Source organism: Ruegeria sp. N7 (genome assembly GCF_056531345.1).
In genome coordinates this window covers 177,372-202,432 of the sequence record NZ_JBQFLR010000002.1, presented here as the reverse complement: position 1 = coordinate 202,432, position 25,061 = coordinate 177,372, and the positions used below count along the sequence as shown (strand labels likewise).

Sequence of the window (25,061 nt, the reverse complement as noted above, 5' to 3'; positions counted from 1 at the left end):
GGCCTCCTTAAGATTTCTGGAACATGGCGAGCATGCGCCGGGTTACGAGGAAGCCGCCGAAGATGTTGATCCCGGCCATGAAGACAGACAGTGCCGCCAGCAGAATGACCAGGAACGACCCCGATCCGATCTGCATCAAGGCCCCAACGATGATGATCGACGAGATCGCGTTGGTGATCGCCATCAGCGGCGTATGCAGGCTGTGCGAGACATTCCAGATCACCTGGAAGCCCACGAAAATGGCCAGCACGAAGACGATGAAATGCTGCATGAAGCTGGCCGGGGCAACCAGCCCCACCAGCAGCATCAGCGCACCGCCGACACCCAACAATGTAAACTGCTGCCTGGTCTGCGCCTTGAAGGCCGCAATCTCCTGCGCCTTTTTCTCTTCCGGGGTCAGTTCCTTGACCTCGGGCTTTTTCTGTGCGGCGATCGCCTGAATCTTGGGCGGCGGTGGCGGGAAGGTGATTTCACCTTCATGCGTCACGGTCGCGCCGCGGATCACATCGTCTTCCATGTTGTGATTGATCTGACCGTCCTTTTCGGGCGTCAGATCGGTCATCATGTGACGGATGTTGGTGGCATAAAGCGACGAGGATTGCGCCGCCATCCGGCTGGGGAAGTCGGTATAACCGATTATGGTCACGCCATTGTTGGTGACAACTTTCTCATCCGGCACGGTGCCTTCGACGTTACCGCCACGCTCGGCTGCAAGGTCGATGATGACCGAACCCGGCTTCATCGCCTTGACCATATCCTCTAGCCACAGCTTGGGCGCCGGACGGTTGGGGATCAGGGCGGTGGTGATAACGATGTCCATCTCGGGCGCAAGTTCGCGGAACTTGGCCAGCTGGGCGTTGCGGAATTCTTCCGACTGGACCGAGGCATACCCGCCTGTGGCCGCGCCGTCCTGCTGCTCTTCTTCGAAGTCCAGATAGACGAACTCAGCCCCCATCGATTCGACCTGTTCGGCCACTTCAGGGCGCACGTCGAACGCGTAGGTGATCGCGCCCAGCGACGTGGACGTCCCGATTGCGGCCAGACCGGCCACACCGGCCCCAACGATCAGCACCTTGGCAGGAGGAACTTTACCGGCGGCGGTCACCTGGCCGGTGAAGAAACGGCCAAAGTTGTTGCCTGCCTCGATCACGGCGCGATAGCCTGCGATATTTGCCATCGACGACAGCGCGTCCATCTTCTGCGCGCGCGAGATGCGTGGCACCATCTCCATGGCGATCACGTTGGCGCCCTTGGATTTGGCCAGCTCCATTCCTTCTTCGTTGCCCGCAGGATTGAAGAACGAAATCAGGGTCTTGCCCTTGGTCAACCGTTTCAGTTCGGCCTCAGTCGGGATCCGAACCTTGGCAATGATATCCGCAGTCTTCCACAGCGACGCTGCGGTCTTGACCACCTCAACGCCTACGGCCTCGTATGCGGCATCCGAAAAACCGGCAGCCGCGCCCGCGCCTTTCTCGATCAGGCACTCATAGCCCAGTTTCTGCAATTGCACGGCCGAGTCGGGCGTCATTGCAACCCGGTTCTCACCGTCCAGTATTTCCTTTGGCGTGCCTATCTTCACTGGCAGTCCCCCTAATTTTTACTCTGTCCGAGCGGGTGGTCGGTATTCTTTGTTAAGCAAAGATGTATCCTGCGCAACATTATTTCGCAAGTGCAGCATTTTTTACGTGACATCACGAAATCAGCCACCTTAGATCCAACGCCGCGTCTTGCGTTCGTAGCGTGCGAAATCCGTGCGGAACTGCCGGCGCAGGCGGTCTTCTTCCGGCAGGATAAACCGGCGCTCCAGCACCCAGACGAAGACCGGAACCAAAACCAGTGACAACACGGCGTCGAACCGCAGAATCAAACCCGCAAGAATCAGAACGTCACCGACGTAGATCGGGTTTCGACTGCGTTTGTAGATGCCCGATTGCACCATCGCGGTCGGTGTCTCATGGGGAATGACGGTTGTTTTGTGGCGGCGAAACTCGACAATGGCCAGAACGGCCATCAGAACGCCACCGCCGATCAGAACTCCACTGAGAAGGTCGGTCAGGCCGCTCTCAAGTGACAGGCCCAGCGCCATGTATCTGGCTTGTGCCCATGCCAGCACCGCAAAAGCGATCAACCAAACTGGCGGTACATCTATCCAGCGCATTCTAAGCCCTCATGAACGACGACAGTGTCGGGTATATGTCGCTTCTGACCGACGTCCTACCGTTTTTCGGCCAGATTAGCAAAAGACCAGTATGTCGCATCGATAGACAGACATGTCAGGATCGGCTACCCCAAATGCAACAAAAGACGACCACACAAGTGAGTGAGCCTTCATGACCGATTTTGCAGCAACCAAAGCCATGTTCGACCTGCCCGAGGGCGTGATTTATCTGGACGGCAACTCTTTGGGCCCGCTGCCTAAAACGGCTGCGTCTCGTGTGCAGAACATGCTGACCGAGGAATGGGGGCAAATGCTGATCACCGGCTGGAACAAAGCCGGTTGGATGGGCCTTCCCATGGGGCTTGGAGATCGAATTGGCCGCCTGATCGGAGCCGAGCCAGGCAGCGTCGTGACCGGCGACACCCTGTCGATCAAGGTTTATCAGGCCGTGTCCTCAGCCCTTGAACTGAACCCGACCCGCAAGGTTGTGCTTTCCGACAATGGGAACTTTCCGTCAGACCTGTACATGGTCGATGGCCTGCTGCGATCCCTTGGGAGCCCATACGAACTGCGCGTCGTCGACCCGCAGGACGTCGCAGATGCAATCACCGAAGAGGTCGCGGTCCTGATGCTGACCGAAGTGGATTACCGCACGGGCCGGATGCACGACATGAAGGCGCTGACGGAACTGGCCCACGCCAACGGTGTCGTGACGGTTTGGGATCTGGCGCATTCCGCAGGGGCCATCCCCGTCGACCTTGCAGGGTGCAATGCAGATTTCGCAGTCGGGTGTACCTATAAATACCTCAATGGCGGCCCCGGTGCGCCCGCGTTCATTTATGTTGCGCCCCGACTTGCAGATAGTGTGCGCCCGGCCCTGTCCGGCTGGCTGGGGCACGAAGCGCCCTTTGCCTTTGACCTGGACTATCGCCCCGGAAGCGGGATTGAGCGTATGCGCGTTGGAACACCTCCGATCATCCAAATGACCGCACTTTCGGCGGCCATGGACATCTGGGATATGGCCGACATGGCGGATGTGCGCGCCAAGTCCATTGAATTGACCGAGCTTTTCATTCGTCAGGTCGAGGCGACCTGCCCAGACTTGCAATTGGACAGTCCGCGCGCGCCCGAGCAGCGTGGCAGTCAGGTTTCATTCCGCTTCAAGGAAGGCTACGCCGCGATGCAAGCGCTGATCGCGCGTGGTGTCGTCGGAGATTTCCGCGCACCTGACACAATGCGGTTTGGTTTCACGCCGCTGTATATCGATGAAAGCGATGTCGAGCGTGCAGTCGGGATTCTGGCGGATGTCATGCAGAACAAGCTTTGGGACACGCCCGAGTACAAAACCCGGCAGCGCGTTACCTGATTTCCAGCCCGGCCCCGATCAGGGCCGCCAACTGGTTGGTGCGCCTTTCAAATTCCTCGGCGTCTGACGCAGTCAGCTTGATCCCCTTCAGCGTGACCGTAAGTGTTTTCGCCGTTTCTTCAGGCGTGTCGAACAGACGAACGCGGCCAGCACCCTGCTCTCGCCTCAGCCATTCGGCATAAAGCGCGGCAAGTTCCCCTTCGCCCCGTTCGACAATGTCGATGGCCATGGATTTGGTCGTGTCCAGCATCTCAAGCCCATGCGGCGACGCCAAAATCGCAGCCATGCCCTCGGTCTGGGCGTGGATCGCCTTTCTGGCAATGTCCGAAACCGAGCCTTCACCGTTCAGCGCCTCGGCCACCGCTGCGGTCTTTTCCTCGTAATGCCGTTCGGTCAGTTTGCGAACGATCGCTTCCTTGTTCCTGTAATACAGATAAACCGCTGGCCGTGACATCCCCGCACCGCGCGCAATGTCATCCATCGAGGTCTTGCGGAACCCGTATGCGGAAAAGGCCTGAAAAGCAGATGCTAGGATCGCTTTCTGCCGGGATTCGTCACTCGTATCTTTCATGCGCAGATCTCTGACATTTTTTGTTTAATTTGTCAATTGACATACTGACACTTTGCAATCATTATGTCAGAACCTGCCACAGTTACAAAAGGTGCGCCATGGCGACGGCCCTGAAGATTAACGGAACTCCTCATCAGATCGACCTGCCGGATGACGTCCCCCTGCTTTGGGTTCTGAGGGATGAGGTTGGCCTGACCGGCACCAAGTTTGGCTGTGGCGTCGCCGCTTGCGGCGCCTGTACGGTTCATATCAATGGCGAGGCGGTACGTTCGTGCCAAGTGGCGCTGTCGGATGTCTGGGGTGACGTGACCACAATCGAAGGCGTTGGCACGCCAGATGCACTGGCTACTATCCAGCAATCCTGGGCTGACCATCAGGTGGCGCAATGTGGCTATTGCCAGTCGGGCCAGATCATGCAGGCCGCTGCCCTGCTTGCGGAAAACCCTGCGCCCACGGACGCAGAGATCGATGAGGCGTTGCAGGGAAACCTGTGCCGCTGTGGCACCTACCCCCGCATCCGGGCCGCGATCCACGACGCAGCCTCCAAGTTGAAGGAGGCGTAAGAGATGGCTTCTGTTGGCAAAATTATCCGCCGCACGTTCCTGATCGGCTCAGCCGCAATTGTCAGCGGCGTCGCCTTTGGCGCGTATTATGTCACCCGCCCTGCCCCCAACCCGCTGAAACCGAAAGAAGGTGAAGCGGCCCTGAACCCCTTCGTACTGATCGATCAGAATGGCATCACCCTGTTCGCGCCCCGTGCCGAGATGGGACAGGGCGTGAAAACCACGTGGGCCGCGCTGATCGCAGAAGAACTGGATGTCGATCTGGATCAGATCACCGTTCTGCACGGTCCGGCAGCCGCCGCCTATTACAACTCAGCCATGATGGGCGAGGGACTGCCAAACAAGGGCTACGACATCTCGGACTTCCAACACAACTTAGGTGAAGCACTGGGGGTTCTTGGCAAGGCCCTTAGCCTGCAAGTCACAGGCGGCTCCACCTCGATGAAGGACGGGTTCGAGAGGATGCGGCAAGCCGGTGCTTCGGCCCGTGAAACGCTGAAACGCGCCGCCGCTGATCGGTTGGGTATCGACCCCTCGGATCTGAAAACAGCTTCAGGCCATGTCATCACGCCAAACGGTGACAAGATCGCTTATACCGATCTTGCAGTGGAAGCGGCCGGACTGGAACCCGTCGAGGTACCTTTGCGAGACCCGTCCGAATGGCGTTATCTGGGACGGACACAACCGCGACTGGACATGGTGGGCAAAGTGACAGGCACTGCCGAGTTCGGTATCGATGTTCGCCTGCCCGGTATGAAATTTGCTGCCGTGCGCATGAACCCCAAACTGGGCGGCGCGATGAACAGCTTTGACGACAGTGGTGCAATATCCATGCCCGGGGTCGAAAAGGTTGTTGATCTGGGCACAGGTGTTGCCGTGATCGCGAACAACACATGGCTGGCCAATCAGGCGGTTGAGGCTGTTGAGATCGACTGGGGCGATGCGCCATATCCACCTGATACCGATGGTATTTTCTCAAAGATTGCAGAGGCGTTTGACGGCGCGCCGAACTCGACCATGCGCGATGATGGCGATGTCAGCGTGACGCCGGATGGCGCAACCGAGGTCACTGCCGAATACCAAGTGCCTTATCTGGCGCACGCCACGATGGAGCCGATGAATGCCACCGCGCTCTATACCGGAAACGCTCTGGAACTGTGGTGCGGCAATCAGGCCCCGACGCTGATCCGTTTTCGCGCTGCGAATACCGCAAATCTGGACACTGAGGCTGTTCAGATTCACACCACCTATCTGGGGGGTGGGTTTGGCCGCCGGGGCGAACTGGATTTCGGAGAAATCGCCACCAAGGTCGCCATGGCCATGCCTGGCACACCGGTCCAGACAACCTGGAGCCGCGAAGAAGACATGCGCCATGACTACTTCCGCCCCGGCGCCATCGCCCGGATGCGCGGCGCTGTTCAGGACGGCAAGGCCGTTCTTATTGACGGCAAGGTTGCAGCGCAGTCCTGCACGCAACAGGCGGTCGAGCGTTACACCGGCTTCCCCGGAGGCGGACCCGACAAAGTGCTGGTCGAAGGGTTCTTCAACCAGCCATATGCCGTGCCAAACTACCGGATGAGCGGCCACGTCGCTGATCTGGCTGTCCCGGTGGGCTTCTGGCGTTCAGTCGGCAACAGCCACAACGGCTTTTTCCACGAGACCTTCATGGACGAATTGGCCCATGCCGCAGGGCGCGACCCGCTGGACTTCCGGCTAGAAATGATGAGAACCGAACATGCCCCATCTGCAGGATGTCTGGAGGCGGTCAGGGAAATGTCCAACTGGACCGGAAAAACACCTGACGGTGTAGGCCGTGGCGTGGCCTTCACCTACAGCTTCGGCACTCCGGTGGCTCAGGTTATCGAAGTGGTCGACGAAAACGGTGCCATCCGCATCCACAAGGCCTGGATCGCCTGTGACATGGGGCTGGCGCTGGACCCTGAAAACGTCAAGGCACAGATGTTTGGCGGCATGATGTATGGCCTGTCGGCCGCGTGTTTCGGCGAGATTACCTTCGCCGACGGGGAAGTCGAGCAGTTCAATTTCCCCGACTATGACGCCCTTCGTATGCATACTGCGCCACAAGTCGAGGTGCGCGTTCTGGAAACCAACCGCCATATGGGCGGCGCTGGTGAGCCCGGCACGCCCCCCTCGATGCCCGCACTGGGCAACGCCCTGTTTGATTTGACGGGAAAACGCGCGCGCAGCCTGCCGCTGATCAATCAGTTCAACCTGCTGGTCTGATTGCCATTTACTTTCCCCTGCACCGGTCCGTCGCGCGCCCGCACGGTCCGGTGCCCAAGTCAGGCTGTTTTCTGAACTGCCTGACAGGCAATCCCCGCCGCCCATCCCCGCACAGCCATGCCGAAGGCTTCGAACAAGGGGCGTGAAACCGGGTCGTTGATCGCATCCCATTCGGGATGCCATTGCACGGACAGCGTGAAACCGGGCGCATCCTTGACATAAATTGCCTCGGGCGTTCCGTCCGGCGCATGCCCATCGATCACCACACGCTGTCCGATGCACTTGATCCCCTGCCCGTGCAACGTGTTGGTCATGACCTCCTGCGCACCAAACAAGTCGTGGAACACACCGTTTTCCGTCAGTTTCACCACGTGGCGCAGCGCAAATTTTTCCTCAAGTGTACCATCGGGCGGCATCCGGTGATTCATCCGCCCCGGCAGATCGCGAATTTCCGGATAGAGCGTTCCGCCCATGGCCACGTTGACCTCTTGAAATCCGCGGCATATGCCCAGAAACGGCTGACCCCGTTCCACACAGGCCCGAACCAGCGGCAGGGTGATCGCGTCACGCGCGCGGTCAAACTCTCCATGCGCCTCGGTTGCAGGTTCACCATATTCTTCGGGATGCACATTGGGACGACCGCCGGTCAGAAGAAAGCCGTCGCAAACCTCCAGCAACTCCTCAACAGACACATAACGGGGATCGGCGGGGATCAGCAGCGGCAAACATCCCGATACGTTCGCCACAGCGTCCGAATTCATCGTCCCCCCTGCATGGGTCGGGTATTGATCGTTCATGAGGTATGAGTTGCCGATAATACCAACAACGGGTCGAGACATTCCGCTTTCCTTGTTATTCATCCCCTTGGAAAGGAAGCTAACCGCAGCTTCACAGTCGTGCAAGAATACACCTCCTGCGTGACAGCGCAGGGACGTGTTCAGGGGTGCACAAATTTTCTCCCGACAATCAGCCCAGTCTCGGCACGCTTTCCCCGCCTAAAACTTCAAGTCGGAAACATGCGCCAAGTCATTGCTTTGACGGAGCTGCTCTCAATGGTCGGACTTAAATCTCGCCGTCCAACCCGGCGGCCTCAATTCCCGCCATCGCAACGGCAGCATCGTTTTCTGACGTGTCGCCGGTCACCCCTACGGCACCGATCACGTCCCCTTTTCGACCCCGCAGCAAGACCCCGCCCGGAACTGGTACGACCTGCCCGCCATACACTCCGTTTACCGCCGCCATAAAGTAGGCTTGCGCCTCGGCCCGTTGCATCTGTGCCGTGCCCGCCATGCCCAGCATGACAGAGCCATATGCCTTGCCATGCGCGATCGCAAAGCGGCCCGGTGCTGCATCATCCTCACGCTCGAACGCGATGACGTGGCCGCCTGCGTCCAGAACAACCACCGAAAGTGGCTTCAGCTCCATCTCGCGGCCTTTCTCAAGCGCTTTGCGGATAATGGTGCGGGCTTTGCGAAGGGAAACTTCCATGTGCATTCCTGTGTCTGCATGTCGAAAGAAGAAAGGGGGCGGATCGCCCCCTTTGTATTACGCTGTGGCTGCCTTCAATTCCAGACGGCGCGCGTGCAGGACCGGCTCGGTGTAGCCCGAGGGCTGCACACGGCCTTTGAACACAAGGTCACAAGCCGCCTGAAAAGCAATTCCGTTAAAGCCCGGCGCCATAGGGGCATAACCCGGATCATTTGCATTCTGGCGGTCCACAACAGCCGCCATTTTCTGCATCGCAGCCATCACCTGTGCCTCGTCGACAATGCCATGATGCAGCCAGTTGGCCAGCGCCTGAGACGAAATCCGGCAGGTCGCACGGTCTTCCATCAACCCGATGTCGTTGATGTCGGGCACTTTGGAGCATCCCACGCCCTGATCGACCCAACGCACGACATAGCCCAGAATGCCTTGTGCATTATTCTCGACCTCGCGCGAGATTTCCGCGTCACCAAGATTGCGGCCCCCCAGCAGAGGAATGGTCAGCAAATCGTAAAGCGTTCCTCGGGCACCCGCCGCTGCGATCTCGTCCTGACGGGCCAATACGTTGACCTTGTGGTAATGTGTGGCGTGCAAAGTCGCGGCGGTCGGCGACGGCACCCAGGCGCAGGTGGCGCCAGATTGCGGATGGCTAATCTTTTGCTCCAGCATATCGCCCATCCGGTCCGGTATCGCCCACATGCCTTTGCCGATCTGCGCCTTGCCTTTCAGGCCACAGGCCAAACCGATATCGACATTGCGGTCTTCATAAGACGCAATCCAGGGCGTGTTCTTGATGTCGCCCTTGGGCAGCATCGGGCCAGCCTCCATCGAAGTGTGAATCTCATCCCCCGTGCGATCCAAGAAACCGGTATTGATGAAAGCCACGCGCGATTTCGCGGCGCGGATACATTCTTTGAGGTTGACCGACGTGCGGCGTTCCTCATCCATGATGCCCAGCTTCACGGTGTTGCGCGGCAAGCCAAGGATGTCTTCGACCATGTCGAAAATCTCAACCGCAAAGGCAACCTCTTCCGGCCCGTGCATCTTGGGCTTTACCACGTAGACCGACCCTTCGACTGAGTTACCCCCATCCCGTTGCAGGTCATGCATTGCGATCAGAGTGGTGCAGAGCGCGTCCATCAGCCCTTCGCCAATCTCGCGCCCTTCGGCGTCCAGAACGGCCGGGTTCGTCATCAAGTGGCCGACATTCCGCACCAGCATCAGCGAACGACCTTTCAGGGTCGCCTGCTCACCTGTCGGTGTGGTGAAGGTCAGATCTTCTGCCAGTTTGCGGGTAAATGTGGTGTCGCCCTTGGTGACGTCTTCGGTCAGATCACCCTTCATCAGGCCCAGCCAGTTGCCATAGGCCACGACCTTGTCTGCCGCATCAACACAAGCGACCGAGTCTTCGCAGTCCATAATCGTTGAAAGGGCGGATTCCAGCCGGACATCGGCGATACCTGCGCGATCAGTGGCACCGATAGCGCCAGTCGGATCGATCATGATCTGAATATGCAGGCCATTGTTTTTCAGAAGCACAAAATCCGGCTTGTCTGCCGCGCCACCGAAACCAACAAATTGAGCAAGGTTTGCCAGTGCTGGGGAAAGAACACCTTCTTCGACATGCAGTCCCGACACGTCGACCCAAGACCCACCAGCCAGAGGAACAGCGTCATCCAGAAAAGCTTTCGCCCATGCAATCACCCGTGCACCGCGCGCCGCATCATACCCACCGCCTGTTGGCAGATCGCCTATCGCATCGGTGCCATAAAGCGCATCATACAGGCTGCCCCATCGCGCATTCGCCGCGTTCAGCGCAAAGCGCGCGTTGGTTATCGGCACAACCAGCTGCGGACCCGGCGTCAGCGCAATCTCGGGGTCGACATGCGTCGTGTCGATCTGAAACCCGTCGCCTTCCTCGACCAGATAACCAATTTCCTTTAGAAAAGCCTGATAGTCAGTGGGATCAATGCTCTGACCCTCGCGCGCAATATGCCAGCTGTCGATGCGCCCTTGAATCTCGGCGCGCTTGGCCAGAAGCGCGCGGTTCTTCGGCCCCAGTTCAGACACCAGTCGCGCCAGACCCGCCCAGAAATCCTGCGCCGACACACCCGTACCCGGCAATGCCCGCGTCTCGATAAACTCTGCCAGTATTGGATCGATCTGCAGCCCGCTCAGGGTTTGTCTGCCACTCATCTTCCTGCTCTCCCGCGATTGTGTGCCATTGTATGCGTAAGTGACTTAGGCCGAAAGTTTCCGATAGGCAACTTTCGACTTTGCGTTAGGGTTATTCGGATCGAAGGGAAGCTGTTTCAAAAACAACAAGGGAATGGCGGGGGCCAGTTGCAGCTCTGGAACGATGCCCCTAACGTCGCGCCAGACACGAACCGATGCGAGGCCCCCATGCGCGACGCTGCCCCCACCACGATCTTCCTGAAAGACTACACTCCGTTTGGTTATCTGCTGGACAGCGTACACCTGACCTTCGATCTGTCCGCACATGCAACACGGGTCACGTCGCGTATCGCGTTTCGTCCAAATCCCGACGCGACCGATCGCACCTTTTTCCTGCACGGCGAAGATCTGAACCTGATCCGCGCGTCCATCAACGGATCCGAAGTTTCGCCTGACGTCACGGACAAGGGCCTGACCGCCGGTGTTCCCGACGCCCCGTTCCTCTGGGAAGCCGAGGTTGAGATCGATCCGGGCAACAACACGGCGTTGGAGGGGCTTTATATGTCGAACGGCATGTATTGCACCCAGTGCGAGGCGGAAGGTTTCCGCAAGATCACATATTATCCGGATCGCCCCGATGTCATGTCCACCTTTACCGTGCGCATCAATGGCGACCTGCCGGTTCTTCTGTCGAACGGCAACCCCTCGGGCAAGGGCGAAGGATGGGCCGAATGGACCGACCCGTGGCCCAAGCCTGCCTATCTGTTTGCGCTTGTCGCTGGGGATCTTGTGGCCCATCCTGATCGGTTCACCACCAGATCAGGCCGGGATGTTGAGTTAAACCTGTGGGTGCGTCCGGGGGATGAAGGCAAGTGCGCCTTCGGCATGGAGGCGCTGAAGAAGTCCATGAAATGGGACGAAGATGTCTATGGCCGGGAATACGATCTGGACGTCTTCAACATCGTCGCCGTCGATGACTTCAACATGGGCGCGATGGAAAACAAGGGGCTGAACATCTTTAACTCTTCGGCTGTTCTGGCCAGTCCTGAAACCTCGACCGATGCCAATTTCGAACGGATCGAGGCGATCATCGCGCATGAGTATTTCCACAACTGGACAGGCAACCGCATCACCTGCCGCGACTGGTTCCAGCTGTGTCTGAAAGAAGGCCTGACCGTCTTCCGCGATGCACAGTTCACATCCGACATGCGCTCGGGCCCTGTGAAACGCATACACGACGCCATAGACCTGCGCGCGCGGCAATTCCCCGAGGATAACGGCCCGCTCTCGCACCCGGTACGACCCGAAAGCTTTCAGGAAATCAACAATTTCTACACGGCCACGGTTTACGAAAAAGGTGCCGAAGTCATCGGCATGTTAAAGCGGCTGGTCGGGGATGAGGCCTATGCAAAGGCGCTGGACCTCTATTTTGACCGCCATGACGGGCAGGCCTGCACGATCGAGGATTGGCTGAAAGTGTTCGAAGACACTACAGGCCGCGACCTGACCCAGTTTAAACGCTGGTACAGCCAGTCGGGCACGCCGCGTTTGACCGTATTTGAAGATTGGGCCGACGGGACCTTTACCCTGACACTGAAACAGCGCACCGATCCCACACCGGGTCAGGCAGAGAAACTGCCGCAGGTGATCCCGGTCGCCGTTGGCCTGCTGGGACCAAACGGGGATGAGGTCCGCACGACCGAAGTGCTGGAACTGACAGAGGCCGAGCAAAGTTTTCAGTTCACGGGGCTTGCGACAAGGCCCACAGCTTCGATCCTGCGCGATTTTTCGGCACCGGTCATCCTGGAACACGATCATTCAAACGCCGAACGCGCGTTTCTGCTGGCGCATGACACAGATCCGTTCAACCGCTGGCAGGCTGGCAGATCGCTGGCGCAAAACACCTTGCTGCGGATGATCTTGGACGAGGCAACCCCGGACGCCGATTACCTTGACGGGCTGCTGGCCGTGCTGCGCGACGACACGCTGGACCCGGCCTATCGCGCCTTGATGCTTGGGCTGCCGACGCAATCCGAACTGGCTGCGGCATTGCATGAACACGGTCAAACGCCCGATCCGATGGCAATCTGGTCGGCGGTCGAAACGCTGCGGCAGGCCACGGCACAGCATGTGCAGGATCTGCTGCCCCGCCTGCACAGCGAGGCGTTGGTTGATGGCCCCTACAGCCCGGATGCCCAGCAATCCGGAAAACGCGCCCTTGGCAGTGCGGCATTGGCGCTGACCTCTCGTCTGGACGGAGGGGCAATGGCGGCCGCTGTGTATACCAAAGCGGATAACATGACCCTGCAACTGACAGCCCTGTCCTGCCTGTTGCGTGCCCGCAAGGGCGAGGCCCAACTGACCGCCTTCTATGACCAATGGCATCATGACCGGCTGGTCATGGACAAATGGTTTGGCTTGCAGGTGACCATGGCCGCCCCCGAGGCGACACCGGAAACGGCGAAGGCATTGACCGGGCATCCCGATTTCAACTGGAAGAACCCGAACCGGTTCCGCGCTGTCATGGGGGCCTTGGCGATGAACCACGCAGGGTTCCACCAGCCGGATGGTGCCGGGTACAGCCTGCTGGCCGATTGGCTGATCCGCCTTGATCCTGTGAACCCGCAAACCACGGCACGGATGTGTTCAGCTTTTCAGACCTGGAAACGGTACGACACCGGGCGTCAGGGCCAGATGCGCGCGCAGCTTTCTCGCATTGCAGAAACACCGAACCTGTCGCGCGACACGACGGAAATGGTATCCCGCATCCTCGGCGCATGACACCCTACAGCTTTACCCGCCGCAACCGGAACACACGAACACTGGTCATTCTGGCCAGTGTCTACGCGACCCTGCTGGCGCTGGTCATCCTGTTCGACGCGGCTTGGTGGGTTGTCGGCCTGCTGTCTCTTGCCACTCTCCCCGCAATCTGGGACGTGATCCAGAATACCAGCGCTGGCGTGCATCTGGACCGGGATGCGGTGCGCTGGTTCACGGGCAATCGTAAGGGAGATATCCCGATGCGGGATATCGACCATTTCCGATTTGACACCCGGTGGGACTTTTCCGTTCGCCTATCCATCGTCCTGAAATCCGGGAAACGAATCCGGCTGCCAGATGAGTCTCTGCCGCCGCATCGGGATCTGGAAACCATTCTGAAACAGGCAGGTTTTCGCGTAAACCGTCATCATTTCACTGTTTTCTGAAACACTGCGTGATCTAAGGGCGCATTGGACACAAAAAACAAAGTTTATTAAGCAAATTACTTGAATTGAGCCTGATACCTCGCCAGACTTCAGACTCAGTTAAGTGTTTTTACAGTTTTGAGTTTTACCATGTTTCGGTCGTTAAGGGCGCTGTTTGCCCAGCCCATATCCAATCCCACGGACGCCTCAGAAGATCTGTGCGCAACGAAATCTGCGCTGGCCGCTGCCCTGCCTGAACATGGGCAGCTCAACATTCCTGTTGCAACGTCGAATTGCGACAATCTGATTGGACATTCTACAATCGAACATGGGCGCTATCTGGCCAGACAGGATCGCTGGACCGAGTTGTCCGATGAAATGCGTGCAGCGGATCAGGATCGTGCTGCCGTGTCGGATGGTATGCCGATTGCCGATCTTTTGGCGTTCGGGGCCCGATCTGACGTGGTTCTGGCTGCGGAACATGCGCTGTCGGACGGCAAGGCCATATCTGACTACGATTTGCTGGGTGGTATTTCGGAACTGGAAGGCGAGTTGTCAGACAATCCCGGCGATCCGATGATCGCTGCTGTTGTGGCGCTGGCCCATATCGATCTGGCCTGGGCTTGGCGCGGGAACGCCACGGACACGGCCTTGCCGCCCTTGCACCGCTCGCGATGCGCCGCTCATTTCGACCGGGCCGCTGCGATCCTTCCCAAATGCAAGGCGGATGCACCGGACAGCCCTCTGATTGCGGCCGCCGGTTGTGCCCTGTTGGCCGGGCAGCGCAAGTCAAACGCCCGCGTTGCCGATGAGTACGAGCGCCTGATCACACTGGACCCGCGCAATCAGCGTCACATGCGCGCGATGGGCAGCCACCTTTTGCCCCGGTGGTTCGGCAGCTACGCAGAACTGGAATTGCAAGCCTTGCGCAATGCCGTCCGGACACAGGATGTCTGGGGCGCAGGTGGATATACGTGGGTGCAATTCGATGCCATCGCTTTGGACGAAGAGGCCTGCGCGCAGGTCGATGTCGAATATTTCCTTGAAGGATTGCGCGATATCGTAGGTTTGCGCCCTGACCAACAGATGATCAATATGTTGTCGGCCTATTGTGCAATCACCATTCAGAATGGTCGCGGGCTGAACGAAAAGGCAGACAATGTCCGTGCCCATATGCGCGACACCGCAAACTGGCTGATCCGCGATCACCTGACCGAGCTTCACCCCCTGATCTGGGCCCATGCCGCCAACGGGTTCAACAACTCTGTCCGCATCAACTCGCCCGAGCGGTTTGCTGCGCGCGGTCAGCGCGACGCGCTGCGCGCCATCTCGGATTTGTTCCGGGATGAACTGCGCAGCGGCAAGGATGTAACCTTCACACCGTCCGGTCTGCAGTTTTCCAAGAACTGAACGCGTCAGGATTCCCCCTTGCCCCTAGGCCCTGCCGGGCCTAATACGCAGGCTTAGACTTCTGCGGAAATGAGGCGCGCCATGCTCGACCTGACACACGAAATGCCCAAACCCAAAACCATTGCCGGGGCCAAGCACGATTGGGAACTGGTGATCGGGATGGAGGTGCATGCGCAGGTCTCATCCAATGCCAAGCTGTTCTCGGGCGCGTCCACCAAATTCGGGGCCGAGCCGAATTCGAACGTGGCTTTCGTGGATGCGGCAATGCCGGGAATGCTGCCGGTAATCAACGAGTTCTGCGTGGAACAGGCAGTGCGCACCGGGCTGGGCCTGAAAGCGGATATCAACCTGAAATCGGCCTTTGACCGCAAGAACTATTTCTATCCTGACCTGCCGCAAGGTTACCAGATTTCCCAGCTTTATCATCCCATTGTGGGCGAAGGCGAGGTTCTGGTCGAGATGGGGGACGGCACTGCGCGCATGGTGCGGATCGAACGCATTCACATGGAGCAGGACGCCGGCAAATCGATCCACGACATGGACCCGCACATGTCTTTTGTCGATCTGAACCGGACCGGTGTCTGCCTGATGGAGATCGTCAGCCGCCCTGATATTCGCGGCCCGGAAGAGGCCGCAGCCTATATCGCCAAGCTGCGTCAGATCATGCGCTATCTGGGCACCTGCGACGGCAACATGCAGAACGGCAACCTGCGGGCGGACGTGAACGTCTCGATCTGTTTGCCAGGTGCTTATGAGAAGTATCAGGAAACACAGGACTTTTCGCATCTGGGCACCCGTTGCGAGATCAAGAACATGAACTCGATGCGGTTCATCCAGCAGGCCATTGAGGTCGAGGCCCGCCGCCAGATCGCCATCGTCGAAGCCGGTGGCAAGGTCGAGCAGGAAACCCGCCTGTATGATCCGGACAAGGGCGAAACCCGGTCGATGCGGTCCAAGGAAGAAGCGCATGATTACCGCTATTTCCCCGATCCCGACCTGCTGCCGCTGGAGATCGAACAGGCATGGGTGGACGATATCGCCGCCCATCTGCCAGAGCTGCCTGACGACAAAAAAGCGCGCTTTATCAGTGAGTTCGGCCTGACCGACTATGACGCTTCGGTGCTGACTGCCGAAGTGGAATCGGCGGCCTATTTCGAAGAGGTCGCGCAGGGCCGCAATGGCAAACTGGCCGCGAACTGGGTGATCAACGAGCTGTTCGGACGTCTGAAAAAAGAAGACCACGACATCACGGAGTCGCCGGTTTCTCCGGTGCAGCTGGGTGGGATCATCGACCTGATTTCCTCTGATGCCATCTCGGGCAAGATCGCCAAGGACCTGTTTGAAATCGTCTATACCGAAGGCGGTGACCCGGCGCAGATCGTCGAGGATCGCGGAATGAAACAGGTCACCGACACCGGTGCGATCGAGGCCGCACTGGACGAGATCATCGCGGCCAATCCGGCCCAGGTCGAGAAGGCCAAGGTGAACCCGAAACTGGCGGGTTGGTTCGTGGGTCAGGTGATGAAAGCGACCGGCGGCAAGGCCAACCCGAAGGCCGTTAACGATTTGGTCAGCAAGAAGCTGAGTTCCTGAACCTTACATTTTGTACAAGCCTGCCAGTGGCAATTGTCAGGTTTGTACAATCAGATTTCCACGATTTCTTAAGAAATGGGGTCAGCTCATCGGCTTGACTTCGCCTGTGATTGCACCCTTTCTTCCGACCCAGAGAGGTGAGGTATCATGCAGAACAGATTTGATCAGGAACTCGAAGATCGGCTGGTGCGTTACGCGGCGATCGACAGTCAGAGCGACGAGACCTCGGCGACCACGCCGAGCACACAGATACAGTTCGACATGCTGAACCTGCTGAAGCAGGAACTGACCGATATCGGCGCCAGCGATGTGACGCTGACAGGTGACAGCGTGGTCGTCGCGACCATCCCCGGCACCGCACCCGGCCCGACGGTAGGCTTTCTTGCGCATGTGGATACGGCCCCCCAGTTCAATGCAACGGGCGTCAAGCCGCGGGTGATCAAGGGGTATAACGGTGGCGACATTTCCTTTCCGGACGACCCGGATCTGGTGCTGTCTCCGGACGAGAACCCCTATCTGGCCGAAAAGATCGGACATGATCTGATCACGGCATCGGGCACCACCCTGCTGGGCGCGGATGACAAGGCCGGGGTGTCGATCCTGATGACTATGGCCCGGCATCTGATCGAAAACCCGGATATCCCGCACGGGCCTATCCGCATTGCCTTTACCCCGGATGAAGAGATCGGGCGCGGCGTTACCGAACAGCTGCCCAAGGATCTGGGGGCGGATTTCGCCTATACTCTGGACGGTGCCGAAGTGGGCGAGATCGAATATGAAAGCTTTTCGGCCGACCGTGCCGTGATCCGGATCGAGGGGGTATCGATCCACCCCGGACTGGCCAAGGACAAGATGGTGAACGCAGCCCATCTGGCGGCGAAGATCGTGCAGACCTTGCCGCAGGCCACCATGACACCCGAAACAACCGATGGCCGCGACGGGTTTATTCATGTCACCGACATGAGCGGTGGATCGTCCGAGATGGAAATCAAGCTGATCCTGCGCGATTTCGAAATGGAGGGCCTTGAGGCCCAACGTGACATCGTACGGCAGGTCTGTGCCGCCGTGCAGGCCACGGAACCGCGCGCGACCATCACCTGCGATATCAGCCACCAATACCGGAACATGCGCTATTGGCTGGAAAACGACATGACACCGGTTGATCTGGCGCGCGACGCCTGCCGCGAGCTGGGGATCGAGCCGCTGTCGGTCCCGATCCGCGGCGGCACCGACGGGTCGCGCCTGACCGAGTTCGGTACCCCCTGCCCCAACCTGTTCACCGGAATGCAGTGCATTCACGGGCCGCTGGAGTGGATTTCGGTACAGGACATGGCAGTGGCGACCGAGCTGTGTCTGTCGGTTGTGACCAAGGCGGCACAGGCTGGCGGCAATAATCAGGGCTGATAACCGCCGGTCGGGCGACGGCTCTTTCACCCGGGGGTCAGCGTGGTAAGTTGGCGCGAACAGGTATTTAGGAACACTTGATGCAGCTTTTTGAATACAAGGTCGTCCCCGCGCCGCAAAAGGGCGTGAAAGCCAAGGGCGTGAAAACGGCCGAGGGCCGCTTTGCGGTCTCGGTCGAACAGGTTCTGAACCAGATGGCGCAGGACGGCTGGGAATACCAGCGCGCCGAGCTGCTGCCCAGCGAGGAACGCTCGGGCCTGACCGGATCGACCACAAACTGGCGCAATGTGCTGGTGTTCCGGCGGGTCGTGGCCGAGGAAGTCGATGCGTCGGTGATCGGAGACGTACCCGAGTTTGACGACACCCCATTGGCCCAACCGATCCCCGGCCCCGGTGTGGTGGCCGCGCCGAAACCAATTTCGGAAGACGCGAATGAGCCGCCCTTGTCGTTGAAAAGCCGGGAACAGGTTGACCAGGATACGGATACCGCGGGCGACAAGAAAGACGCCTGAGACGGATCAAGGTTTGACCCGCGGTCACACCTGAAACACGCTGTCGACCGGAGATTGAGCAGCTGTCCTGCGGGCAGGTTTGGCGCTGCGGGCGCGATATGTGCTTATCAACCCAGCGAAATCTGTGGCATGTTAGCCGGACAACCGGGAGGGACTTTGAAATGGGTATTCGGCAGACACAGGGGCGGGCACGCCTGTATGACAGCATCCTTGATACAGTCGGCGACACGCCCTGTATCCGGATCAACCGGATCGCGCCGGAGCATGTGACCGTTTATGTGAAGTTCGAAGCGTTCAATCCGGCGGGGTCGGTCAAGGACAGGCTGGCGCTGAATATCATTGAGGCGGCAGAACGGGATGGGCGGCTGAAACCCGGCCAGACGGTTGTCGAGGCGACATCGGGCAATACCGGGATCGGGCTTGCCATGGTCTGTGCGGCCAAGGGATATCCGCTGGTTGTGACGATGGCGGAAAGCTTTTCGGTCGAGCGGCGCAAGCTGATGCGCTTTCTGGGCGCGAAGGTTGTTCTGACCCCCAAGGCACAAAAGGGGTTCGGCATGTATACCAAGGCCAAGGAACTGGCCGAGGAAAACGGGTGGTTTCTGGCCAGCCAGTTCGAGACTGCCGCCAATGCCGATATTCACGAGAATACGACCGCGCGGGAAATCCTTGCGGATTTCGAAGGCAAGCAGCTGGATTACTGGGTGACGGGCTATGGCACCGGTGGCACGGTCGCCGGAGTATCACGGGTGTTGCGCAAGGAGCGGCCCGATACGAAAATCATCCTGACCGAACCGGCAAATGCCGCCATCGTGTCGTCAGGCTATGTGAATACGCGCAACGACGATCACCAGCCCACCGAAAGCCACCCCAATTTCGAGCCGCACCCGATTCAGGGTTGGACACCGGATTTCATTCCATGGGTCCTTCAGGAAGCCATCGACAATTCCTATTACGACCAGCTGATCCCTGTTCCGGGGCCGCAAGGGATTGAGTGGTCGCGCCGCCTTGCCTCGGAAGAGGGGATATTCACCGGCATCTCGGGCGGGTCGACCTTTGCGGTGGCGATGAAACTGGCCGAAATCGCAGCGCCGGGATCGGTCATGCTGGTGATGCTGCCGGATACGGGCGAGCGTTACCTGTCGACGCCTCTGTTCGAGGGGATCGAAGACGTCATGACGGATGAGGAATATGCGATCTCGGCCTCGACCCCATCCGCGCAGATGAGCGCGGAATAGGGCGCAGCGTCAGGTTCCGATATCCAGCGCCAGCGCGTGGATGCGGGGCACGATGTCGCCCAGCGCCTTGTGCACGGCCCGGTGACGGGCGACACGGGATTGACCGGCAAACGTGGCGGCGCGGATGCGGACGTTGAAATGGCTTTCGCCGCCTTCCCTGTGGCCTGCATGGCCGCGATGGCTTTCGCTGTCGTCGATCACGTCAAGTTCATGCGGGTCAAAGGCGGCTTGCAGGCGGGTTCGGATTTCGTCGGTCACGCTCATTTTTTTGCTCAGCGGCAAAATTTTTGCCGCCCCCCTCTTCTACTTTCGGCTGCTTAGACTAAACTGCTGCCTCCGAGTCGAAAAGATGCGTTCGTGAGGATAGAGCATGGCGAAATCAGACCCCTTCGGATTCGATATGTCCGTTTCCAGCGCCAAGAAAAAGAACCCGCGTGGGCGCCGGGGCATGTCGGGCGCGTCCGAGACCTCGGTCCGGATCTGCGATCACGACGGGTGTGACGAGCCGGGCAAGTTCCGCGCCCCCAAGGCACCGGATGTGCTGGATGACTATTTCTGGTTCTGCCAGCAGCACGTGCGCGAGTATAACCAGAAGTGGAATTTCTTCGACGGCACCACCGAGGCCGAGCTGAACGCGCAGCGCTCGAAGGACAAGGTTTGGGAGCGCGAAACCAAGCCGATGGGAGACCCGGAGGCGCGCGCCTGGGCCCGTCTGGGCATTGAGGACCCGCATCAGGTTCTGGGTGCCAACAGCACGCAGAACAAGGGGCGCACCTCGGGTGGTGGTGGACGTCGCCTGCCCCCTACTGAACGCCGCGCGATCGAGATTCTGGAAGCCAATGACAGCTGGTCCAAGACCGAAGTGCGCAAAGCGTACAAGAAGCTGATCAAGGTGTTGCACCCGGACATGAACGGCGGCGACCGGTCGCAGGAAGAGCAGTTGCAAGAGGTCGTCTGGGCCTGGGACCAGATCAAGGACAGCCGGAATTTCAAGTAAGGCCGCCTTCAATCGCCAGTTGTTTACACAGTTTGAAACGATTGTGAGGATGCTGTCTGGAAACCTGTTTCAATTCCCGCGATAGTGGCAGGGTATAGAACCAGAGCTTTTCCCGGAGCGTCCACTGTGCGTATGCCTTTCTTACTGTTGCTTGCCTCTCTTTTCGGGCTGGTCGTGGCGCAGTTCTATCCGACCGAGATGGACTGGCTGTTCCTTTTGTCCCTGCTTTGTGTGTTCGCCAGTACGATCCTTTTGATCCGGGCTTGGTTCGACTGGCGCAGGGCCAACACATGGATCATCGTGGACGGGTCAAACGTGATGCACTGGAAAGACGGCGCCCCGGATCTGGCGACGTTGCGGCAGGTTCTGGCCAGTCTGAAGCAAGCCGGGTTCAAACCGGGCGTCGTGTTCGATGCGAATGTCGGGTACAAGGTTGAAGGGGAATACATGAACGACCGGGCGCTGAGCCGCGCCCTGGGCTTGCGGGCCAAGCGGGTCATGGTCGCGCCCAAAGGCACGCCGGCAGATCCGCTGATCTTGCAGGCCGCGCGGGACAGCAGGGCGCGTATCGTGACAAATGACAGGTTCCGCGACTGGGAGGACGAGTTTCCGGATGTGTTGAAAGCGGATCGCCTTGTGAAAGGTGGTTTTCGCAAGGACGAGCTTTGGTTTTCGCTTTGACCACGCGACCACAGCTTTACGCAACGATCCGGGTTTCGTAGCGTTCAGGAGTGATACCGACGGGCCCCTGCCCCGAAATAACCGTGTTGGATGCAAGCACCGTGGCACGCAAAGAGCAGAAACCGCCAAAAGCCAAGATCCCGCCGGATCATCCGTTTTCTGACATCGTCAGCGAAGCCTACAGGGTTTTCGCCTATCCAAAGCCGAGCAGTATCGAGGTTTGCGAAGGCTGCTGCATGGACGCCGATATTGAGGCGGATTTCTTTACATCGCCCATTTCCGAGCTTCCCCTGCATTACGTTCAGGACTGGTTCTTTGCCGCTTGTGATCCTGCGGGGATAGCCCGCGACACATGGGGGTACCTGCTGCCCCGGATCCTTGAGATTCTGGCCGTGGACGAAGACCCCGCCAGCGTTGGGCTGGAGGTGAGCCTGAACCGGTTTGAAACCGGCAACCCGAAGAACTGGTCGCCCGAGGAATGGCAGGTTCTGGACCGGTTCCAGCGTGCATATCTGAAACGCGAAATGGAACGGGAACGCGGCTGCCTGGACGATACGCTTTGCATGTTCGCCCTCGCAGGATGGCCGCTGGAGTCGCTGTTCGAACAGGTCGCCGCAAGCCCGGATACCGAATTGGTGCTGCGTCTGTGGCGCGATTGGTGTGCATATTGTATTCCGGGGCGGGACTCGATCTGGATTACCGCATTCTGGAACAGCCCCGGCAATACGCGGGCCTTTGAGTTTTACACCTCGGAAGCGATGCACGACAGGATGACCCGCATCGCGTTCGCCGAGGTCACACCGGAGGATATCGCGGAAAAGGCGCTGGCCGTAGCCAGTGTTATCGAGACCCATGCCGATTGGGCAATGGGTGGGTTGAGCGGGTCTTGAAACCTGTGCCATGCCGGTGTGATCCCCGGCGGATGAAGACGTCAATCCATGTTTGATTGGTCCCTGATTAGCAACTACTGCGCCATAGCGTCCAACAGCGAGGTATTGTCGGGGTACGCGCGCCTATCAGTGGCGCCACGATTTCCGCAACGCGGGACTAATCTGCGAACACGTCTCGCAACGCGCGCGCCTCGCGCCCGGTCAGGCAGCTTAGGTGCGTTTGGGAGGGCGGTCCTGCGTCTGAAAGCAACCCCGGAAAGAGCGCGCGCAGTTCCTCGACATCGTCGCGGTGCAGTGATTTCAGCGCCATGTCGCCCGGAAACAGGCTTTCGCTTTGCAGACCGTGCGAGGTGAGGATCACATGTTCGGCGCAGGCGATATGGTAGTATGTCACCGCCTCGTCCGTCGTCACCTGCCGGATGGTATCATCGTTGACCAGATGAATGGCCGCGCAGAACACGCTTGGCGCGCCAAAATAAAGCTCGGCCCGCCAGCCCCCCAGAACGACGCGGTGTTGCGGAGAAAGGTAAAGATTCCTGTCGGGAAGACCCTTGCCCAACGCATCGCGCCGGATGCAAACCGGGTTGTATTGGGGCCGGATGCGCAGGATTTGCGCACTGAGTGTTCGTTTGCCGATCCATTCGATGGGCAGCGTGGTCCCACCGGCCACGCAAACCCGGTCGCCCACAGCCAAATCCTCGACCGGGCGCGGGCCGCAATCCGTTTCGATCAGGGTGCCCGAAACAAAACAGGGCGGATCGGTCGGGTTCAGATCATTCGGGGTGATCTTCCAGTTGCCCGTGGTCATCGGACCGGTTGGGTTATTGGCATCCCAGGCGTAAATCTGTCCGCCTACCTGAATGAACTCTCCGGTTTGTCCGGTTCCGCGATAGTTTCCCTGCCCCAGATAGGTGTAAGGCTGGAAAGTCGCGCCCCCGTCAAACGACACCATCGACCCGCTGATGATCGCGGATTGTGTCGTGTCCTGGACGATGAGATCGTTCTGGCCCGTTGTTCTGGCCGTATGGAGAAGAACGTTAAATGCCACCGGGCGTCACCAAGGCCATGCTGGCAGATATCGACGCGTGCTGATCACTCGACCCAGAGCAACATAGCAGACGGAGCCGCACCCGGCATTCCCGTTTCACCAACACCCGATCACTTATAAAACGCCCCATAAGACCATTTTATATGTCTGATAAGGTCACTTTCCACAACATATAGTTTGCCGAATGCCCACCTGCATGCAGCATTTCGGACACATGGTTCGGCATCTGCATCCGATCAGGCCGCGCTGTCATTGAGGAACGCGGCGTGATCTTCGTCTTGTACCTGTCGCGACCACGGATCACCCGCGCGTCAATAGGGCCAGTTTGAAAGAAAAACCTGCTCACCTTTCCGAGCGGGCGGCTTTCCCTTGCCCTTGCCCGCAATATGTTGCACCACACACGGGTTCAAACCCGGCAATGCGGGCCAAAGGATAAGGACAAGGCGAATGGCTGACGGATCGATCGATGTAAACGCAAAACCCACCGAAGATATCTCGGTCCGTGACGTATTTGGCATTGAGACGGATATGAAGGTCAAAGGGTTTGCCGAAGCCACCGACCGAGTGCCCGTCATCGACCCGACCTACAAGTTTGACCCCGAGACGACATTGGCGATCCTGGCGGGTTTTGCCCATAATCGCCGGGTGATGATTCAGGGTTATCACGGCACCGGCAAATCGACCCATATCGAGCAGGTCGCCGCCCGTCTGAACTGGCCCGCCGTGCGCGTGAACCTGGACAGCCATATCAGCCGGATCGACCTGATCGGCAAGGACGCGATCAAACTGCGCGATGGCAAGCAGGTGACCGAATTCCACGAGGGCATCCTGCCCTGGGCCCTGCGCAACCCCGTCGCCATCGTATTCGACGAATATGACGCGGGCCGTGCCGACGTGATGTTCGTGATCCAGCGCGTGCTGGAACATGACGGCAAGCTGACTCTGCTGGACCAGAACGAGATCATCACGCCGAACCCGTGTTTCCGCCTGTTTGCCACTGCAAACACCGTGGGTCTGGGCGATACCACGGGTCTGTATCACGGCACCCAGCAGATCAACCAGGCGCAGATGGACCGCTGGTCGCTGGTCTCAACCCTGAACTATCTGAGCCATGATGCCGAGACGATGATCGTGCTGTCGAAGGCGCCGCATTACAACACCGCCGAGGGCCGCAAGACCGTCAGCCAGATGGTCACCGTGGCCGACCTGACCCGGACCGCCTTCATGAATGGCGACCTGTCCACTGTCATGAGCCCGCGGACCGTGATCAACTGGGCGCAGAATGCCGAGATCTTCCGCAACGTGGGCTATGCGTTCCGCCTGTCGTTCCTGAACAAGTGCGACGAGTTGGAACGTCAGACCGTGGCCGAGTTCTATCAGCGCTGCTTTGACGAGGAACTGCCGGAGAGCGCCGCGAGCGCGAGCCTTGGTTAAGGCAAGCATCACCTCTGCGCTCATTGCGACCGTATGCGCTGGCTGTACACCGGTCAGATTTGAAAACCGTTACCCAAATGCCTATTTGGAAGAGGACTTCATATCTT

General features: G+C 59.0%; 22 protein-coding genes. 14 read left to right on the top strand and 8 right to left on the bottom strand.

Features of this window, described 5'->3' with window-relative positions; all coding sequences use genetic code 11:
• Positions 1-7 precede the first annotated feature (7 nt).
• On the bottom strand, positions 8-1,579 hold the full coding sequence (locus ACR0ES_RS05565) for a Re/Si-specific NAD(P)(+) transhydrogenase subunit alpha (protein ID WP_480481810.1): 1,572 nt from the start codon (positions 1,577-1,579) through the stop codon (positions 8-10).
• 129 nt (positions 1,580-1,708) lie between these two features.
• Entirely contained in the window at positions 1,709-2,158 is a 450-nt protein-coding gene (locus tag ACR0ES_RS05560; protein WP_480773219.1) for a methyltransferase family protein, read from the bottom strand.
• Between the two features lie 172 nt (positions 2,159-2,330).
• Here ACR0ES_RS05560 and kynU point away from each other — a divergent pair, with 172 nt between their 5' ends.
• Positions 2,331-3,524 carry a kynureninase gene (gene kynU, locus ACR0ES_RS05555; protein ID WP_480773218.1) on the top strand — a complete coding sequence of 398 codons (1,194 nt, stop codon included), beginning with the start codon at positions 2,331-2,333 and terminating at the stop codon, positions 3,522-3,524.
• Here kynU and ACR0ES_RS05550 read toward each other — a convergent pair.
• Positions 3,517-4,095 (bottom strand): TetR/AcrR family transcriptional regulator, encoded by a 579-nt coding sequence (locus ACR0ES_RS05550; RefSeq protein WP_480481812.1) that lies wholly within the window; start codon positions 4,093-4,095, stop codon positions 3,517-3,519. The genes kynU and ACR0ES_RS05550 overlap by 8 nt on opposite strands.
• 98 nt (positions 4,096-4,193) lie before the next feature.
• Here ACR0ES_RS05550 and ACR0ES_RS05545 point away from each other — a divergent pair, with 98 nt between their 5' ends.
• Together ACR0ES_RS05545 and ACR0ES_RS05540 are read left to right on the top strand one after the other, a co-directional pair.
• Positions 4,194-4,658: a (2Fe-2S)-binding protein gene (locus ACR0ES_RS05545; RefSeq protein ID WP_480773217.1), complete on the top strand. Its 465-nt coding sequence runs from the start codon at positions 4,194-4,196 to the stop codon at positions 4,656-4,658.
• Between the two features lie 3 nt (positions 4,659-4,661).
• Positions 4,662-6,902, top strand: coding sequence for a xanthine dehydrogenase family protein molybdopterin-binding subunit (locus tag ACR0ES_RS05540; protein ID WP_480869824.1), 2,241 nt, complete (start codon positions 4,662-4,664; stop codon positions 6,900-6,902).
• A 59-nt stretch (positions 6,903-6,961) separates the two neighbouring features.
• Here ACR0ES_RS05540 and ACR0ES_RS05535 read toward each other — a convergent pair whose 3' ends face one another.
• The 3 genes from ACR0ES_RS05535 to ACR0ES_RS05525 form a co-directional block, all read right to left on the bottom strand.
• Entirely contained in the window at positions 6,962-7,741 is a 780-nt protein-coding gene (locus tag ACR0ES_RS05535; protein WP_480773215.1) for a gamma-glutamyl-gamma-aminobutyrate hydrolase family protein, read from the bottom strand.
• Between the two features lie 223 nt (positions 7,742-7,964).
• Positions 7,965-8,390 carry a GlcG/HbpS family heme-binding protein gene (locus tag ACR0ES_RS05530; protein ID WP_480481817.1) on the bottom strand — a complete coding sequence of 142 codons (426 nt, stop codon included), beginning with the start codon at positions 8,388-8,390 and terminating at the stop codon, positions 7,965-7,967.
• Positions 8,391-8,447: 57 nt separating this feature from the next.
• A complete protein-coding gene (locus ACR0ES_RS05525) occupies positions 8,448-10,583 on the bottom strand; it encodes a malate synthase G (RefSeq protein WP_480773214.1) in 2,136 nt (711 codons plus the stop codon).
• A gap of 207 nt (positions 10,584-10,790) precedes the next feature.
• Here ACR0ES_RS05525 and pepN point away from each other — a divergent pair, with 207 nt between their 5' ends.
• The 7 genes from pepN to ACR0ES_RS05490 all read left to right on the top strand — a co-directional run bounded on the left by pepN (position 10,791) and on the right by ACR0ES_RS05490 (position 19,904).
• Positions 10,791-13,343: an aminopeptidase N gene (pepN, locus tag ACR0ES_RS05520; protein ID WP_480486257.1), complete on the top strand. Its 2,553-nt coding sequence runs from the start codon at positions 10,791-10,793 to the stop codon at positions 13,341-13,343.
• Positions 13,340-13,768 carry a hypothetical protein gene (locus ACR0ES_RS05515; RefSeq protein WP_480773213.1) on the top strand — a complete coding sequence of 143 codons (429 nt, stop codon included), beginning with the start codon at positions 13,340-13,342 and terminating at the stop codon, positions 13,766-13,768. The genes pepN and ACR0ES_RS05515 overlap by 4 nt, the downstream gene beginning before the upstream one ends.
• 129 nt (positions 13,769-13,897) lie before the next feature.
• The gene (locus ACR0ES_RS05510; RefSeq protein ID WP_480869822.1) at positions 13,898-15,157 is read left to right on the top strand and encodes a hypothetical protein; all 1,260 of its coding nucleotides are present in this window, start codon (positions 13,898-13,900) and stop codon (positions 15,155-15,157) included.
• 81 nt (positions 15,158-15,238) lie between these two features.
• A complete protein-coding gene (gatB, locus tag ACR0ES_RS05505) occupies positions 15,239-16,750 on the top strand; it encodes an Asp-tRNA(Asn)/Glu-tRNA(Gln) amidotransferase subunit GatB (RefSeq protein ID WP_480869820.1) in 1,512 nt (503 codons plus the stop codon).
• Between the two features lie 147 nt (positions 16,751-16,897).
• Positions 16,898-18,154 (top strand): peptidase T, encoded by a 1,257-nt coding sequence (gene pepT, locus ACR0ES_RS05500; protein WP_480869818.1) that lies wholly within the window; start codon positions 16,898-16,900, stop codon positions 18,152-18,154.
• A gap of 80 nt (positions 18,155-18,234) precedes the next feature.
• Positions 18,235-18,666, top strand: coding sequence for a DUF4177 domain-containing protein (locus ACR0ES_RS05495; protein ID WP_480486266.1), 432 nt, complete (start codon positions 18,235-18,237; stop codon positions 18,664-18,666).
• A 161-nt stretch (positions 18,667-18,827) separates the two neighbouring features.
• The gene (locus ACR0ES_RS05490; RefSeq protein ID WP_480869817.1) at positions 18,828-19,904 is read left to right on the top strand and encodes a PLP-dependent cysteine synthase family protein; all 1,077 of its coding nucleotides are present in this window, start codon (positions 18,828-18,830) and stop codon (positions 19,902-19,904) included.
• A gap of 9 nt (positions 19,905-19,913) precedes the next feature.
• On the opposite strand, the gene ACR0ES_RS05485 is transcribed toward ACR0ES_RS05490, so the two are convergent.
• Positions 19,914-20,168: a BolA family protein gene (locus tag ACR0ES_RS05485; RefSeq protein ID WP_480869815.1), complete on the bottom strand. Its 255-nt coding sequence runs from the start codon at positions 20,166-20,168 to the stop codon at positions 19,914-19,916.
• 106 nt (positions 20,169-20,274) lie between these two features.
• Between ACR0ES_RS05485 and ACR0ES_RS05480 the strand changes: the two genes are divergently transcribed.
• The 3 genes from ACR0ES_RS05480 to ACR0ES_RS05470 all read left to right on the top strand — a co-directional run bounded on the left by ACR0ES_RS05480 (position 20,275) and on the right by ACR0ES_RS05470 (position 22,472).
• The gene (locus ACR0ES_RS05480) at positions 20,275-20,901 is read left to right on the top strand and encodes a DnaJ domain-containing protein (RefSeq protein ID WP_267365905.1); all 627 of its coding nucleotides are present in this window, start codon (positions 20,275-20,277) and stop codon (positions 20,899-20,901) included.
• Positions 20,902-21,033: 132 nt separating this feature from the next.
• A complete protein-coding gene (locus tag ACR0ES_RS05475) occupies positions 21,034-21,582 on the top strand; it encodes an NYN domain-containing protein (RefSeq protein WP_480506273.1) in 549 nt (182 codons plus the stop codon).
• A 101-nt stretch (positions 21,583-21,683) separates the two neighbouring features.
• Positions 21,684-22,472: a hypothetical protein gene (locus ACR0ES_RS05470; protein ID WP_480869813.1), complete on the top strand. Its 789-nt coding sequence runs from the start codon at positions 21,684-21,686 to the stop codon at positions 22,470-22,472.
• 157 nt (positions 22,473-22,629) lie between these two features.
• On the opposite strand, the gene ACR0ES_RS05465 is transcribed toward ACR0ES_RS05470, so the two are convergent.
• Complete coding sequence (locus tag ACR0ES_RS05465; RefSeq protein ID WP_480869811.1) at positions 22,630-23,520, bottom strand: Hint domain-containing protein; 891 nt, start codon at positions 23,518-23,520, stop codon at positions 22,630-22,632.
• A 447-nt stretch (positions 23,521-23,967) separates the two neighbouring features.
• Between ACR0ES_RS05465 and cobS the strand changes: the two genes are divergently transcribed.
• On the top strand, positions 23,968-24,954 hold the full coding sequence (gene cobS / locus ACR0ES_RS05460; protein WP_209504507.1) for a cobaltochelatase subunit CobS: 987 nt from the start codon (positions 23,968-23,970) through the stop codon (positions 24,952-24,954).
• Positions 24,955-25,061 lie beyond the last annotated feature (107 nt).

Excerpts from the sequence above, each read along its gene's own strand:
- ACR0ES_RS05560 (WP_480773219.1), bottom strand. The coding sequence starts at position 2,158 with ATGCGCTGGATAGATGTACCGCCAGTTTGGTTGATCGCTTTTGCGGTG.
- kynU (WP_480773218.1), top strand. The coding sequence starts at position 2,331 with ATGACCGATTTTGCAGCAACCAAAGCCATGTTCGACCTGCCCGAGGGC.
- ACR0ES_RS05550 (WP_480481812.1), bottom strand. The coding sequence starts at position 4,095 with ATGAAAGATACGAGTGACGAATCCCGGCAGAAAGCGATCCTAGCATCT.
- ACR0ES_RS05545 (WP_480773217.1), top strand. The coding sequence starts at position 4,194 with ATGGCGACGGCCCTGAAGATTAACGGAACTCCTCATCAGATCGACCTG.
- ACR0ES_RS05540 (WP_480869824.1), top strand. The coding sequence starts at position 4,662 with ATGGCTTCTGTTGGCAAAATTATCCGCCGCACGTTCCTGATCGGCTCA.
- ACR0ES_RS05535 (WP_480773215.1), bottom strand. The coding sequence starts at position 7,741 with ATGTCTCGACCCGTTGTTGGTATTATCGGCAACTCATACCTCATGAAC.
- ACR0ES_RS05530 (WP_480481817.1), bottom strand. The coding sequence starts at position 8,390 with ATGGAAGTTTCCCTTCGCAAAGCCCGCACCATTATCCGCAAAGCGCTT.
- ACR0ES_RS05525 (WP_480773214.1), bottom strand. The coding sequence starts at position 10,583 with ATGAGTGGCAGACAAACCCTGAGCGGGCTGCAGATCGATCCAATACTG.
- pepN (WP_480486257.1), top strand. The coding sequence starts at position 10,791 with ATGCGCGACGCTGCCCCCACCACGATCTTCCTGAAAGACTACACTCCG.
- ACR0ES_RS05515 (WP_480773213.1), top strand. The coding sequence starts at position 13,340 with ATGACACCCTACAGCTTTACCCGCCGCAACCGGAACACACGAACACTG.
- ACR0ES_RS05510 (WP_480869822.1), top strand. The coding sequence starts at position 13,898 with ATGTTTCGGTCGTTAAGGGCGCTGTTTGCCCAGCCCATATCCAATCCC.
- gatB (WP_480869820.1), top strand. The coding sequence starts at position 15,239 with ATGCTCGACCTGACACACGAAATGCCCAAACCCAAAACCATTGCCGGG.
- pepT (WP_480869818.1), top strand. The coding sequence starts at position 16,898 with ATGCAGAACAGATTTGATCAGGAACTCGAAGATCGGCTGGTGCGTTAC.
- ACR0ES_RS05495 (WP_480486266.1), top strand. The coding sequence starts at position 18,235 with ATGCAGCTTTTTGAATACAAGGTCGTCCCCGCGCCGCAAAAGGGCGTG.
- ACR0ES_RS05490 (WP_480869817.1), top strand. The coding sequence starts at position 18,828 with ATGGGTATTCGGCAGACACAGGGGCGGGCACGCCTGTATGACAGCATC.
- ACR0ES_RS05485 (WP_480869815.1), bottom strand. The coding sequence starts at position 20,168 with ATGAGCGTGACCGACGAAATCCGAACCCGCCTGCAAGCCGCCTTTGAC.
- ACR0ES_RS05480 (WP_267365905.1), top strand. The coding sequence starts at position 20,275 with ATGGCGAAATCAGACCCCTTCGGATTCGATATGTCCGTTTCCAGCGCC.
- ACR0ES_RS05475 (WP_480506273.1), top strand. The coding sequence starts at position 21,034 with ATGCCTTTCTTACTGTTGCTTGCCTCTCTTTTCGGGCTGGTCGTGGCG.
- cobS (WP_209504507.1), top strand. The coding sequence starts at position 23,968 with ATGGCTGACGGATCGATCGATGTAAACGCAAAACCCACCGAAGATATC.